4 protein-coding genes are annotated in these 15,870 nt (G+C 44.7%); all 4 read right to left on the bottom strand.

Annotation, left to right across the window (positions count from 1 at the left end):
- Positions 1–25 precede the first annotated feature (25 nt).
- The 4 genes from AC0YN6_RS06510 to AC0YN6_RS06495 all read right to left on the bottom strand — a co-directional run bounded on the left by AC0YN6_RS06510 (position 26) and on the right by AC0YN6_RS06495 (position 15,744).
- The gene (locus AC0YN6_RS06510) at positions 26–958 is read right to left on the bottom strand and encodes an NHL repeat-containing protein (RefSeq protein WP_475745829.1); all 933 of its coding nucleotides are present in this window, start codon (positions 956–958) and stop codon (positions 26–28) included.
- Positions 959–1,314: 356 nt separating this feature from the next.
- The gene (locus AC0YN6_RS06505; protein WP_475745828.1) at positions 1,315–2,349 is read right to left on the bottom strand and encodes an S-layer homology domain-containing protein; all 1,035 of its coding nucleotides are present in this window, start codon (positions 2,347–2,349) and stop codon (positions 1,315–1,317) included.
- Positions 2,350–2,631: 282 nt separating this feature from the next.
- Entirely contained in the window at positions 2,632–9,285 is a 6,654-nt protein-coding gene (locus AC0YN6_RS06500) for a discoidin domain-containing protein (RefSeq protein ID WP_475745827.1), read from the bottom strand.
- A gap of 483 nt (positions 9,286–9,768) precedes the next feature.
- Positions 9,769–15,744 carry a discoidin domain-containing protein gene (locus AC0YN6_RS06495; protein ID WP_475745825.1) on the bottom strand — a complete coding sequence of 1,992 codons (5,976 nt, stop codon included), beginning with the start codon at positions 15,742–15,744 and terminating at the stop codon, positions 9,769–9,771.
- Positions 15,745–15,870 lie beyond the last annotated feature (126 nt).

Raw genomic sequence — 15,870 nt, 5'->3', positions numbered from 1 at the left:
GTAATAATGATTGTTTACCAGTTAATTATGCAAGTGTAAGCTTAGTTACACGTCCATCGAAAATCCATTCAGCAACATAAACAGAACCTTTAGAATCGACACAAACACCATGCGGTGAGCTGAATTTATTATCTTTGTAGTAAGACTTAGGTAAATTCGGCCAGCCTTCTTGTTTGTAGGCCTGCTGATCTTCGCCTAAATGACAGATCAACCGATCATTTTTGTCGAAGATCGTAATCCGACTGTTTAAGTCTGGGAAGAAGAGATCGTCCCCGTGATAATAGAAGCTGCAGGGCATATCCATATCATCGACGATGACTCTTTTGAAATCGCCCTGTAAGGTGAAGACTTGTATCCGATGATTGCCGCGATCCGCTACATAAACTTCTTCTATACCACTGCGAATATCAATGGAAATACCATGCGGGCAGTTCAATTGTCCTAAGTCCGTACCTTTCCCACCCCAAGAACGGATATATTCCCCAGCTGCTGTATATTGATGAATCCAGCTTTGTCCATAACCGTCGGATACATAAATATCGCCATTTGCCGAAACGGCTACATCTGTAGGGATATATTTAAGCTCCTCGTTGTAAATATCAGGACGATCAGGTGTTCCTAATGTCAATAAGTGATTTCCGCTCAAATCCATTTTTACAACATTACCGCGAGATGTGTCTGTGATATACAGGTATTCACTATTTTGCTCCTTATGAAGATAAAATCCGTGTGCGCCGCCCTCGAACTCTTCGCCCCAAGCCGCTTGAAATTCCCCATTCTGATCAAATTTGAAAATGGAGGGCTTTCCTGTATGAAAGACATAGACGTTATCCTGTTGATCTACGACGATTCCATGTGTGTAGCCAAGCTCCAAGTGAGAAGGAAGCTTTGCCCAGCCTTCAACAAGTTCATAGCTGCGTGCCGTATTTCCTAATTGCTGTATTTGGTTTGTGATCATATTTAAATCCTCTTTTCCTTAGTTAAGTGATTAAATTTCGTTTGCAAACGCTATCAGAAATTGGAACATCATTCGATGCTGGAACAGCTGCTGCCCGTCACGAATCAATAAATGATAGTGTTGTCTGATATGATAAACTCCCAAGCTATATTAGTCTTTGAACTAACGAGACTTAATTTTGCACTATGCGGACATTATGATGAAAAAACGGAGATTTTGATAATTGGCATCATCAGTAATAGAAGAAGGGAAGGCTTTGCTGCCTCCCCCTGTCCTTATTTAACCCTGTATCAATCTAGCAACAACTGCAATATCCAAACGCTTTAACCCTTAATTAATCCTTTTTCATTTTACTATTAATTTGCCTTTTCTTTATGTTCCAGCACCCCTAAGATCATCATCACCGCTTCAGCTCTCGTGGCATTCTCATTCGGTGCAAAGAGGTTCTTCCCTCGACCCTTAACGAGATTCGCTTCATACGCTGCGGCTACAGAAGGCCTTGCCCACTCAGCTACTTTGTCCGCATCGGCAAAAGATAACTTCGCTTTCGGATCTACTTTGAGCCCTAGTGCACGGACGATCATGACCGTCATTTCAGAACGAGTAATATTACGTGTCGGACCGAAGGTATTATTGTCATAGCCCTTCAAAATTCCTGCTTCTATCGTTCGTGAGATGGAAGGTCTAGCCCAAGCCGGAATCTTATTCAGATCTGTGAAAGGCAGCTCTCTTTCTTCGCCTTCTAGATTCAATGCACGGCTCAACATGACAGCGAATTCACTTCGCGTTGTTTGTGCGTTCGGACGGAATGTGCCATCAGTGAAGCCTGTGATGAATCCTAGCTTAACTGCTTCTTCGATAGACGATTTCGCCCAGTGACTGGAAATGTCAGTAAATCCGTTAGTTCCCGTATCGCCTTTCACAACAGCTTTCACACTGGAACGACTTGAAATGACCTTGGATTCTATTTTGGAATTTACTACTTTAATGTTTGAAAGTGCAATATCGGCCGATCCCGCAGCAATCGCCTTAAAGGTTAGTGTGCCCAGGGTCACATTTCCTTTTTTGCCTGCCTTTTCTCCTATTTGTGTATGCGCTAACTGAATTGTATTCCCTTTTAAAATCGGTTTTACTGCGAACCCTTCTTTTCCAAGGTCCGCGCTCACAAACTGCAGACGTTTCGAATCATAAGTTAAATTAATTTCAAACGCGTACAAATCAATAACATCTGTTCCATTCACTTTGACCTGAAAGGTTTGGTTCACCTTCGGGCTGGCATTGGCGATGGATAGCGAATAGGCTTGCTCTTTCGCTGCAAACGCAGCTTTTGGAGGTAAACTAGATGCACACAGGAATAAAGCCAAGCTGAACAAAAGTAATTTACGGATCATTATTAATTCTTCCTTTCGATAGTAGAATGGCTATTCTCTTATTGTTTACGACCTCAGTATATATGGTTACCCTTACCATATGCAACAATAAAAAGTGAATAAAACATCAAATTCAATAGAATCGGCACATCAAAAACTAACGAGTCTCTAAAAAGAGAAGCTCTGCATAGGGATAAGGCACGGCTCAATCATCGGAATGATTGAGCCGTGCCTGCTGTGTTTTCACCGACCATGTTGGTCGATTTATTTAATCGTAGAGAGAATCAAAGTGGTAAATAAAAATCATTCCAAAATCTTTCTAGCAATCTCCGCAAGATCCACAATATCGATAACGCCACTTCCGTCGAAGTCCGCGGACTTGAACTGATTCCAATCCGGATGCTTGTCATTCATGCCATAATGAGCCGCTGCGATGGCAAGATCGGCGATCGAGTACTTGTTATCGTTATTCGAGTCACCCGGCAATACAGGAGCCACCATCACTTCAACGCGTATGGACGCCGGAATCGCTTGACTTTCATTTCCTTGCGCGTCGCCTAAAGAAGCGCTTGTAACCGTTATCGACCCGCTTGCGTTCTTCGATACTTGCTTAGCGATAAATTTCAGCTCTACTATTTCTGAACCATTCTTGATCGCATTGTCTATTCCATGACTAGCGACTAGCAAACGTATTTGTCCAGGTGCAGGCATCTCCTGTACATAGACACTAATACCCTCAAGAATGGCAACCGCACCTTTGAATTCATAGAGGCTGGAGTCATACTGGAGCAGCACATCCTGGCCCAGAACCAGATTTTGCACTTCCTTCAGGCCATAGCTCACCGAGAACGGCTCGCCCTTCACAACCGAAGACGGACCGGAAAGCTTTACAGCCGTTTGATGCTCGTCACCCTTTGTCACATGAACCTGCGCCGTCACCGTTTTTCCGCCATAAGTTGCGCTCAGCGTCGTGATTCCTTCCCCTACCCCGGTGACCATTCCTTTGTTATCTACAGTGGCAATCTTCCCGTCCTCTGTCATGAATTCGGCTAGCAAGGTGACATCCTTCACCGCGCCGGATTCGTATGTCGATGTGACGACCGTTTGAACCGTATTGCCTACGGTCAAGCTGAATGACGGTTGGTTCAAGTTGAGCGTAAACGATTGCCCAGCCTCGGCTACTCTGACGATAGCTTTCGGTTCCGCCGAAGCCCCTTCTACCGTTCCTTTAACGGTAAGTACGCCAGGCTCAGCTACCATTTCTGCCGTAATCGGAGCCCACACAACATCCGCTAATCCTGTCGTTCCGTCGTTGTACACAGCCTCAACCTGTGCCGGAAGAGTTGGAATGACGCCAACGTTCGTATCTACAGCAACCGATTTGTAATCGACAATCGTCTTTACAAATTCTTTAGTCGGTGTAAATACCTCAAATTCTGTAAGACCAAGTTCTCCCTGTTCCGAACCATTTACATTTGAGAACTTATTCTCGGGGTCAATCGTGAATTTGATCCAGCTGGTCACGATCGGCGTATCAAACGTGACGATATTGTCAGGCTTTCCATTCCACAGAATATTCGTTACCTTCCTGCTGCCTCCTTCCCATTCCAAAAGCCCTTCTCCAATCTGATTGACCTGGTGGCCACGGTCTATCAGGTTCACCTTACTGATGGTTAATGGAGCAGCGAAATCCAATTGAATCCATGGAGCCTTGGTATTATCACTCGGAGATGATGCCCAACTTGTATTCTTATCACCATCTACCGCTTTACTACCAACATATCTGGAATCACCATTACCCCTGACTGACTTTACAGATACATTTGCGATATTGGCTATGTTTCCAATTAGAGCTGAAATCGTCATCTGCTTGGTCTCCACGGTTACTCCATCCAGAGTTACATTCGCTTTAACAGTCGCAAGGAATGATGTATTCAAATCTCCTTTGATCACAATTGTATTACTGCCCGGAACAACCTCTAATCTTGAATCACTGAACACATACTCTACAGCAGCTTTTGATACATCCACCTGTTCGCCAGTATTTAATGTTCCCACTATAGTCCCGACAATCGGTTCGTTCTTCTTGATGTCTTGCTTATCCAAAGAAAGCTTAACTTCTCGTAGAGCAGGTTTGAAATCAGCTGCTACTCTGTAGATCGCTTTTGCTTGGACCGAGGTTCCTGCTACCGTGCCGTTTACTGTAAATACACCTTCATGTGATACCATATCTACAGTAACAGGCGCCCATGCAACGTCAACTAATCCAGTTGTTCCATCGCTGTATACAGCCTCGATCTGTGCAGGTAGTGATGGTATTCTACCTATGCCCGTATCCACAGCAACCGACTTGTAATCAACGATCGTTTTCACGACTTCATCATTTACTTTAAAGACATTGATCTCCGCAGCCGCTGCGAAGCCGCCAGCACCCGCCGTTGCTTCGAGCTTGACATACGATGCATTCGCCTTTGTAAAACTTGCGAATTTCACTTTCGTGTCGTTTGCCCAAGTTCCGCTTGCAACCTTGGCAAAGTCCACTCCATTCGCACTTACATATACATTATAGCCTGTAATCGTTCCATTGCCGCCTGATTCCCTTGGCAAATAGGCGATTGTATCGATATTGTAGGTTCCTCCAAGGTTTAACGTAATCGATTGGGGGAGTACATCGGAACCATCCCATTTCGTGTGCCACATCGTGTCAATTTTTCCATCAATCGCCATCGGGGCTCTGTTGTCTCCCCCAAGAAATTCTTGAAATTCCTCACTTGTCGCCGTTGCCGTCATTTGCGACTGAGGGATACTATCCCTAACTGCTTCAATTGTCATAGGACGACTTTCAACGGTCAGCCCGTCTAAAGTCACCTTAACGGCAACGGTCGCATTAAATCCACTACCTATATTGCCTTTAACAATGATTGTATTGCTGCCCTCAACAACGGATAACCTTTCATCACTAAATTTATATTCTACAGTAGCCCTTGATACATCAGCTGTTTCTCCTGTATTTAAGAGGCCTTCAATTGAAGCAATGATTGGTTTATTGGCTTGAATTGTAGTTTTATTTAGAGAAAGCTTTGCTTCTTTCAGAAAAGTATCTAGATGTATTTTTCCGTTAGCGTCTACAGTAACATAGAAATAATCGATTACGATGTTGCCGCCTAGCTTAACAGATACATTGATCTTAGCCTTACCCTCATGAACAGCTGTGATCACACCATCTGCGCCAACTGCTGCAACGGACGGGTTTTCGCTTGTGATCGTGATGTTCGCACCTGTTAGGTCCAGAGGATCACCTAAAAAGGAAGAACCTTCTACATCAACCGTTACCGTGTTGTTATCCGTTCCGATATTCGGATCAAGCTTAATGCTGCCAAGCCCTGATAAATCTGCTGATGAGAATACTTGAACCTCCAGCACATCAATCGGGCTGCCGCCTTGACCCCCGCCAGGGAAGGATACTCTTACATAACGCGCCTGTACGCCGGATTTGTCTGGATCAACCGGATAGTTGTAATACAAGCCCTCTTGCTCCCAAGCATACAAGGTTGTATCGCTTTTCGGAACAGCCAGTGTATCTTTCGTTGGCAATCCGCCGCCGGACAATGTATTTGTTTCATTACCTGTTATCCAATTTGTTCCGTCAACGCTATACTGAATCTTTACCTTATTCGGCACGTTGTAGTAAGTAACGTTGTTGGCATTCGGCATGTGGTGGTTGAAGAAAATATTAACGCGGCTTAGATTTTGCAGTTTGCCCAAATCATACGTGATGCTCGGATTTGCGTCGCTTGCCGGCGCTACCCACTTTGCGAGATTGCCGCCGGTAGAATCATTGATGATGCCGTTAGATAATTTGTCAGCGTTACTGCTGTCGCTTGTAACAGTCGGCACAATGCCAGCTGCGACGTTTGCATCCGGAATTAGTGTAATGTAATTGCGGCTTGATGTATAAGTCTTTCCGTCTACCGTGATATCAGCCCAATAGCTGTACATCGTAGGGATGGAAACTTTACCTGTAAATTGCATGGTGCTGCCATTTACAACGAACGGTACTTGATCTGCTGGCACTTCAGTTACAATGATTTTACCTGTAGAGTTGTTACGGTTGCCGTCAACGGTTGCATAGTGGTATTTGATATTCGTGCCGTTCAGAATATCAACCGCGCCGCCTTTTTCTGTGAATCCCTGGAATGTCACAGGAAGGTCTTTGTTCGTGGAGAATTGTCCCCATAACACAACGCTTTTTGTCAACATATTAACACCAACCAGCGGAAGTGCAGCTGAAATCGCACCGCCCGACACCTTTACAGGGTATGTGTCGGTCTTCACCTGAGGAGCGTTCACACCATCATCATAGGTTGCCGTAACGGTGATTGTAGCTGTACCGTCACCGACAGCTGTTACCAAACCTGTTGCAGAGTCTACAGTTGCTACACTTGTTTTATCGCTTGTGTAGTTAAGTGTAGCAGGCGCGAAAGCATTGGTGTAGTTATTCATATAGCTCTCTGCTCTAAGTTTCAGTTTGTTTGGTTCAGTTTGGCTGCTGAACAATTTAACACTTGTCATTTTGTATGTTCTTGCAGGGTTTTGTGTTGTAATTTTAATGATTGTATCAACAGGGTCGGCAACAACACTTGAAGTGTCAATTGTAATATAGGTTTTGCCATTTCTTTGCCCAGTTGTGAATGACAGGGAACCACCCTTGTTCAGCCACTCGACCTTGTCAACCGGGTAATCGAAGGGACCAATTCCGCTCATCGAGGCTTGGCCGGTAAATCCTGCCTTGCTCGTACCCGGAATCTGGTTTTGGATCATGTGCATATAGACATTCTGGTCACGGGACATGGCGTAACCCCAGTCTGGACCCTGACCATGGGCGATAGCCATTTGCGGGTCGGTATACCATCCTGATTTAATGGTGTAATCCAAGGTGTATGGCATAGTGCCGTACATGGACTCGCGAAGGTCGGGACCGCCTGCATTTACCATCCACTTTGTAATGGAAGTACGCATATCAAGCAGTTGCTGTGTGGTAACAGGTATCATTGAGAAGATATTTGTGTTATCCAAACTACTAGACAGGTTATCCATACCGCGGGATCTACCAAAGGTCTGGTCATAATTCATGACATAACCATGTCCGTATTGGTTGAGGATCTCCTTTGCTAAATAAGTCCAATTATCACGTTCGTTTCCACCTGCATATTGTTTCCAGACATCCAATCCAGTTGTATATGGATCGTTCCATTCCTCATGGGCAACTTTTCTGGTCTGTGGCAAAATACCGTTTTTCCAGTTACCATAATTATAAGGTTCACTGTTCCAGAAATTACGCTCGTGAATCGTAATATCTTGGTCACCCGTTTGCGCATCGGGGTTGGCATCAATTAAAACACGGTCGTTATAGTTGCGGGCAGAACTCCACGCCACGTCAGGATTGGAATAGCTTGCAGGACCACCATCGACGAAGATATACCATGGATTGTATCTTGCTACCAAACCTTGGATATCGCTTTCTATAATTTCTTTTCCTTCGTACAGTGCCGACAAGTACACACCGAACTTCATGCCGTAACGCTCAACAGCCTGCTTTGCCTGCATCACTCTGTCTTTTACTTGCCATTTGCCGCCCTCAGACTGGTATAAAGCGTTGTATTTGTACAATTTGTTACTGTCGTTCGGGGTCAAGTTCGCATTGGGTGACGGCCAGTAGTAAATGGTGTTTTGAATGCTTTCTGTCGAAAGCATGGTCATTCCCAATTCTTTAGCTGCCTGTGCCCACGTGTCATAGTTGAAGTTCGGGTCATAAAGGTTCGGTAAAGTGCCTGTGGTGTGTGACAGTGCCGACATCTTGCCCTCAATAAACCAATCAACCGGATTTTCCTTGACAGTGATGGTATATGGATTTGTTGCAGTAGTACCTTGAGCGTCCGTTACCTTCACTGTGAAGGTGTAATCCTTTTGTGAAGTGCCGTGAGCGCCGTCTGAAACCTTACCATCAATGTGACCGTCTGCTGCCAATGTCAGACCGGGTGGCAACTGACCATCGGCAATTTCCCAAGTGTAGCTGGGATTTCCGCCGGCAGCCTGGAATGTAAAGGAAGATGCCTGCGGGGCATTACCCGATGTATTCACATTTCCGTTAATTTTCCCAACCATCCATACATATGGATTTTCATCGTAAGCGTATGGAAGTGTGTTTGAAGGATAGTCGTTGGCCGGGACATTTGCATTGCGGGCATCAAATGCTTGTTTATCAATTGCAAGGCCCTGTGTCACAATTTTCAGTTGGTTGTTTGTTACGTTTGGTCCCGTTACAGAATATGTGAGGCCAGGAATTTCATTTCCGTTGGTGTCGGAAAGTCTTGTATAAAAGCCGAAAAAATTCTTATTACTGCTTGGGTTTTTGTGCTGAATTTCAATGAAAAGCTTGTTCCAACCTTGTTTTAAATTGATTGCATATTGGGTACCGCTCTTGCTCACACGACCTGGACTCGAAGTTTGTTGTCCACTGAGAATATCGTTGGCAAAAAGTTTATACACACCCGAACCGCCTACCTGCCACTGAACCGTTTGTGCTGTGGGGCTGTAAACATAGGTCCCAGCCACTAACCACTTATTGAGTGTATCCTGCCCCTGTTTGACATCAAAATAACCCATCAGGTCATTGTAATCATCATAGTTGCGATTGAAGATACGGTCGTCGAAATATTGCCAAGTGGATGTTTCTGTGTTGTCCGGGTTAGCAAAAGACTCGCCAATGATAGGCATAACATTTCCAAGAGCTTGCTCGTTTGTAAAAGGACCGGAGACCGCCCATTGGTTTATGTACGACGCGGTGCCGTTCGTTCGAGCCGCTTCTACAAGGTTTGTATTCATATACGAAAACGACGAAGCCACTATAGTACTAGCTAATAATAAAGAAGAAAATCGCTTTAATTTTTTTCTCAACGTCTTATTCCTCCGTTAAAGTTTTTTGGAAATAATCCTTATTAGTCGTTCCGCCTGGATTGATGCCGCTTTCAAAAACACTTATCTATTCACAACGCAGTAAAGAATACAAAATTTCACCTCCTTAAAAAGCCCTTTAACAATTCGGTTAACTTTGTGTCCTCTATCCCTCCTGCTGTGCGTATGCCTTCGTAACGGGACAGCCAATGATGTTTGGTGCAAAACTCCGATAACAACTCAACATTAATGAATCTGACCTATCTTGAATACAGAAAAAAGGAGATATTTCACTGAAAATTAACTAAAGAAAGTCTCTAAAATGTGCTATTTTCATTAATATTTTACAATTCTTTCATATGAAACAACCATTGATTTCCGCATCGCACGCAAAACAACCATCCGCTCCGGCATAATGAGCCAGGCGGATGGTTGTTTGGTTAGCACTTATGAATATTCGTTGTTACTTCCCAGTAATGGGTCAGGTTATTCCAAAATCTTTCTAGCAATCGCCGCAAGATCCACAATATCGATAACGCCACTTCCATCGATGTCCGCGGACTTGAACTGATTCCAATCCGGATGCTTGTCATTCATGCCATAATGAGCCGCTGCGATGGCAAGATCGGCGATCGAGTGCTTATTATCGTTGTTCGAGTCGCCCGGCAATGCCGCCGTCACTTCAACGCGTATGGACGCCGGAATCGCTTGACTTTCGTTTCCTTGCGCGTCGCCTAAAGAAGCGCTTGTAACCGTGATCGACCCGCTTGCGTTCTTCGAGACTTGCTTAGCGATAAATTTCAGCTCTACTATTTCTGAATCATTCTTGATCGCATTGTCTATTCCATGACTAGCGACTAGCATACGTATTTGTCCAGGAGCAGGCATCTCCTCTACATAGACACTAATACCCTCAAGAATGGCAACCGCACCTTTGAATTCATAGAGGCTGGAGTCATACTGGAGCAGCACATCCTGGCCCAGCACCAGATTTTGCACTTCCTTCAGACCATAGCTCACCGAGAACGGCTCGCCCTTCACAACCGAAGACGGACCGGAAAGCTTCACAGCCGTTTGCTGCTCGTCACCCTTTGTCACATGAACCTGCGCCGTTACTGTTTTTCCGCCATAAGATGCGCTCACCGTCGTGCTACCTTCCCCTACCCCGGTGATCATTCCTTTGTTATCTACAGTGGCAATCTTCCCGTCCTCTGTCGTGAATTCGGCTAGTGAAGTGACATCCTTCACCGCGCCGGATTCGTATGTCGATGTGACGACCGTTTGAACCGTATTGCCAACGGTCAAGCTGAATGACGGTTGGTTCAAGCTGAGCGTAAACGATTGTTGAACCCCGGCTACTCTGATGATAGCTTTTGGTTCTGCCGAAGCCCCTTCTACCGTTCCTTTAACGGTAAGTACGCCAGGCTCAGCTACCATTTCTGCCGTAATCGGCGCCCACACAACATCCGCTAATCCTGTCGTTCCGTCGTTGTACACAGCTTCAACCTGTGCAGGAAGTACGGGGATTACGCCTTGGTCCGTATCTACGGCGACCGATTTATAATCTACTATCGTTTTTACGAATGGCTTCTGAGCTTCGTATACTTCAAACTCTGCCAGTCCGCATTCTGCACCGCTTGGATTGCTGTATTTACTTTCCGGATCGATAGTAAACTTAATCCAGCTTGTCGTTATCGGAGCATCCAATGTCACGATGTTATCCGGTTGACCTTCCCATTTGATACCCGTTACCTTTTGGCTTCCGCCCTCCCACTCAAGGAGTCCCTCAACAATTTGGTTAACATCGTGTCCTCTATCCACCAGATTAATATGGCTAATTTCCATAGGACCAGTGAATTGAAGCTTTATCCATGGGGATTTATCCGCACTTTTTGCAGCCCATGTCGTTCCTTTATTACCGTCAATTGCTTTAATTCCCAAATATCGATCATCCTGATCGTCTCCATTAGGGACACCGTTCCTGTCTCTTACAGAGGATACGGATACACTGGCGATGTCGGCTATATTTCTGCCTAAAGCAGTAATGGTTTGCTCACTTGACTCCACAGTCACTCCGTCCAGCGTTACTCTTGCTTTCACGGTCGATTGGAACGTTTTGTTGACAGCTTCTTTGACCACAATTGTATTGCTGCCTGGAACAACTTCCAATCTCGAGTCACTAAACAGATATTCGACTACAGCTCTGGATAAATCACCTTTTTCTCCCGTGTCTAATAAACCTTCAATAGCAGCAACGATCGGTTCGTTAGCTTTAATTGTCGTCTTATTCAGCGTAACGCTGACTTTGTCCAAATAAGAATCCATATAGAGTTGTCCTGACTTATCAACGAATAAATATGCCAGTTTCTCCAATGTGCGTCCGCCAATCATTACCTTAATCTTCAGCTTGGCCATGCCTTCGGAAACAGCCGTTATCAGGTTGGATTGATCCACCGCAATGACATCCTGATTTTCGCTTGTTACCGCAATCTCGATATTTTCATTGATTTGCTCGCCCGCTCCAGTATACGCTTTAATGTCAAATTTACCTGTCGTCGCGTCTACTGATTTGAACTCGTAATCGAAGCTATCGAACAAATTGGACTTATCGATTCCGTTCACAGCTACTTCTAGCAAATCCATCGTCGATCCGTTCGAGCCGCCCTCAAATACGATTTTGACATATTGCGCCGAAGTGTTTACTGGATATTGATTATAGAATCCAAAATAAGCATTCCCCGTCGGACCAGTAACAGTGCTGACATCGTTCCAGGTCGTACCATCCTCGCTCGTTTGAATTTTAATCGATTTCGGCGTATTGATATATCTTTGATCCAACGAATTGAAGTTGATATTGATGTTTGCAATATCGGACTTGGTTGGCAGTTTAAATTGAATCCATGCCTTTTCTTCTGCCGCAACGGACCATTTGGCTTGATCAAAATGAATACCGTCGATAGCTGTGCCATTCACTAAATGTTCTACCGCTGCTTGATTATGGCTCGCTGTAATCTCGGCAGACTTCGCAAGATTGGTGTAAGGACGCACATCCATGAAAACTTTATTGGTTGTAAACGTCTTCCCGTCTAACGTGACATCCGCCCATACAACGCCTCTCGTCAGTTGATCGACATACGGTGTGATCATTACATTTTTGTTGAAAGTGAAGGTACTAACCTCTTTGATCACAACTGGCTTATTCTTGTCTCCCGCCTGCAAGTCAACGATGCCGCCGTGCCATACAATTTGCGCCGCATCCAATCCGATGGCTCCGCCTTTCGCTGACCTGCCCTCAATCTGATAGCCGAGTGTTTCTAATGTGTTGAATTCACCGTATGCCTCCTTGCCATTGACATGCAAAGTTGCCCCGATCATGCTTTCACCCACATAAATGTTGCCGTCTCTTGCCGTTACCTTCAATGTATCCTGTTTCGTCACTCCCTCATAAGTGCCGCTTACAGTGATGCTTGTCGTTCCGTTCGATACTGCAGTTACGATTCCGTTATTATCGACTGCCGCTATGTCAGCATTCCCGCTATCGTAAGTTAAACCGGAAAGCTTCGCTTTCAGCGCTGAGAAGGTCATATATCCCTCCGCGTGAATTTGCAGTGATGAAGGCGATAACTGCTCGCCCGTCGCTTTGACATTCGTAAGCGTATATTTGCGAGTGGAATTGTCCGTTACAATCTTGATGATCGTATCGATCGGATCCTCCGAAACGTTGGCAAGATCGATTGTTAGGTTGTCCCCATTTTGTGTATACGACTGGATCGGACTATTCTCGTTTAACCAAGTTACCGATGTTACATTATCTTTGATCGGACCAATGGTCAAGGATCTTCCGGCAATCGCATCGAACCCTTTTTTACTGTCGGGATCTTTCATAATATGAAGATAGATATTGTTATCTCTAGAGGTTGCATATCCCCATTGCGGGCCTGTTGTACTATTGGGATGTGCAAACTTATCATAGTTTCCTTTTCCATCGTCTTCGTAACCGTAGCCGCTAAGGAAATAGGGCATTGTACCTGTCGTTGATTCGTGTCTTTCCTGCTTGCCCTCAGGCGCGAACCAGCTTGCAAGCCCTTCGCGAACATCGATAAACTCCTGAACGGATTTTGGATATCTTGTGGCAACGTCTTCTGGAGAATCCCAGTTTGTTCCGCGGCTCATAAGCGGCATTTGGTCGTTGTTATCCACATAGCCCCTGCCGGTATTCATGATCATTTCTTTCGCGACCTGACGGTAATCATCGCGTTTTTCATAGTATGGCGTATAGTTGTTCTTGGTGTGAACAGACTTCCATGGTTCCATTGTAGTACGTTTTACAAGATGATTTGCTCCCGTATTCGCATAAATATGACTTGCTTCGGCGGTTCTTAAGTCCGGGTCGCCGTACTCTTCGCCCCATGCATTGGAGTTGACAATAATTTCATCGCTGTAATTGCGTATATTACTGTACATCACATCATAATTAGCACTGCGCATTGCCTGCGGACCGTCAAAATAAAGGTAAGCAGGATCATACCGCAAAATGAGGTCCTCCACGTTCTGCATAAACACATCCGTAGAAAAATGTTGTAAGCCTCCGCCTTCGGTTGCGTAATAGATGCCGAATTTCATGTCATTACGTTTTACGGCTTCTTCAAACTGTTTTAATCCATCTACGACTTGACCATTCTCATCCTTTGGAAGATATTTTTGCCGGTCGTGTTTCGGATCCGAAAATTTTGACGGCCAGTAATAATTTTGTTGCAATGCTTCAATCGAGACGAGTGAATGTCCCTGACGTCTGGCTCTCTCTGCCCATAAATCAGCGGAGTAATTGGGGTCGACAAAATAGCCGTAAGTGACAATTGTATGACTTAACGCGCCAACCTTGCCCTCTTCAAACCATTTGTTGGGGCGTTCCTTTACTGTAATGGTCATATCCTTACTAACTTTATTCCCATCAAGATCCGTTACTTGTACAGTAAAGTTATAATCACCTGGTTTCGTGTTAATATCGATGATACCCTTACTGCTAGTTAAATCGACATTTCCATTCACTAATCCATCTGCAATGGTTCCATCTGCATTTAATTCCAATCCGTCAGGCAGTTTGCCGTCTACGATCGTCCACGTATAACCTGGCTTCCCGCCACTAGCCATAAATTGAAATGCCGATGCCGCGACGCCGTGTTGGTTGTTCGTCGTCGATTTATTCCATACATAAGGCCATTCCTTATAACCAATCGGCATCGTTTCGGTCGGAAGCGATGCTTCCAAATCATCCTCGGTTGAAAGGCCTTGCGTAACAATTTTCAAATTTTCTGTTTCACCTTCGACCGATTGGATTAATCCGCTTATTTTATTGCCGTTTTGATCTGCGACTCGGCCATAAAACCCGAGATAGGCCACATGCTGATCTTTCCCTACCGGAACATTGTTGGCATTCACATCTTCTGTATAGGTATGCTTGATTTGAATCATCAGTTTATTCCAACCCTGTTTCAATTGAATCGCTTGTTTTGTCAGATCCTTCTGCACTTCCACCGGGGTGGTCGGTGTGGTGACGCATGTATCATTTACATAGAGCCGATACGAACCGCTTGCACCTACATTAAAATAAGCTTGTTGTTGTACGGGACTGTACACGTAGGTGTTGGCATATACATATTTGTTTCTCGTATCGACACCTTTTTTGACCGTAAAGTAACCGTATAAATCTTGATAATCATCATAATTTCGGTTATAAATACGATCGTCGAAATATTCCCACTTATGACTTTCATTCGATGAGCTTAACGGATCTCCGACTTTGGGAGCGATTACATTAGTGCCCGTGCCGGATTCATCCTTAGCCTTGTTATAGACCTCTATTTCCGATATACCCGTTACCGAAGGATAAGGCGTACGTCCTTTGTCGACTTCAACCTTCATTTCAACTACATTTTTTAATGCAGTCTGCATGACATATATGGTCGGTTCCGACGAGCTTGGAGACGTGCTGTCAATCTTTCCGGATTCTACTTTGCTTCCATCTTCAAGAGTGAAAGTAAGATGATACCAATTGTTGACGTGACGCGAGTCGCCCCATTGCGCTAATTTAACTTCATTAATTGCAATAGGTTTGCTCCACTTCAAATTCACCCACGGACTAGAGTCATTTTCCGTAACCCACTGTTTTTTGGTGCTTCCGTCAACCAAATGGGTGACAGGATTCGTTGGAAGAGCTGATGATGCCGTAATTTCCGATGCCTGCGGCGCTAAATTAACGATTTCTCCCGTTTCACATGCATAGATTTGATCCGCTACGGGCGAATCGAATGGACCGGAGACCAGCCACGAGTTCATAAACGGAGCTTTCCCAGCCGTTTGCTGTGCGTATACGTTCGTGTTGACAAAGCCAAACGAAAATGATGTAAAGATTACTGCAGTAGCCAATGCAAGGGATGTCGTTTTTTTGATTTTTTTCAACATAAGTACCATTCCACCTCGTCTGTCAATTTCTTGGAGATTTTTTCATAACTTCTGCCTATTTGTTAGGGTCTTCCAAACCGAAATCGTGCGTATGTCCCCTCCCTTTTCTTCTCGCTAATAATGAAA

This window comes from Paenibacillus sp. J22P15 (assembly GCF_056269345.1).
The sequence above is the reverse complement of the archived record's forward strand: the minus strand, read 5'-3'. Positions and strand labels throughout refer to the sequence as shown.

Coding starts and splice junctions, on each gene's coding strand:
- AC0YN6_RS06510 (WP_475745829.1), bottom strand. CDS start 958: ATGATCACAAACCAAATACAGCAATTAGGAAATACGGCACGCAGCTAT.
- AC0YN6_RS06505 (WP_475745828.1), bottom strand. CDS start 2,349: ATGATCCGTAAATTACTTTTGTTCAGCTTGGCTTTATTCCTGTGTGCA.
- AC0YN6_RS06495 (WP_475745825.1), bottom strand. CDS start 15,744: ATGTTGAAAAAAATCAAAAAAACGACATCCCTTGCATTGGCTACTGCA.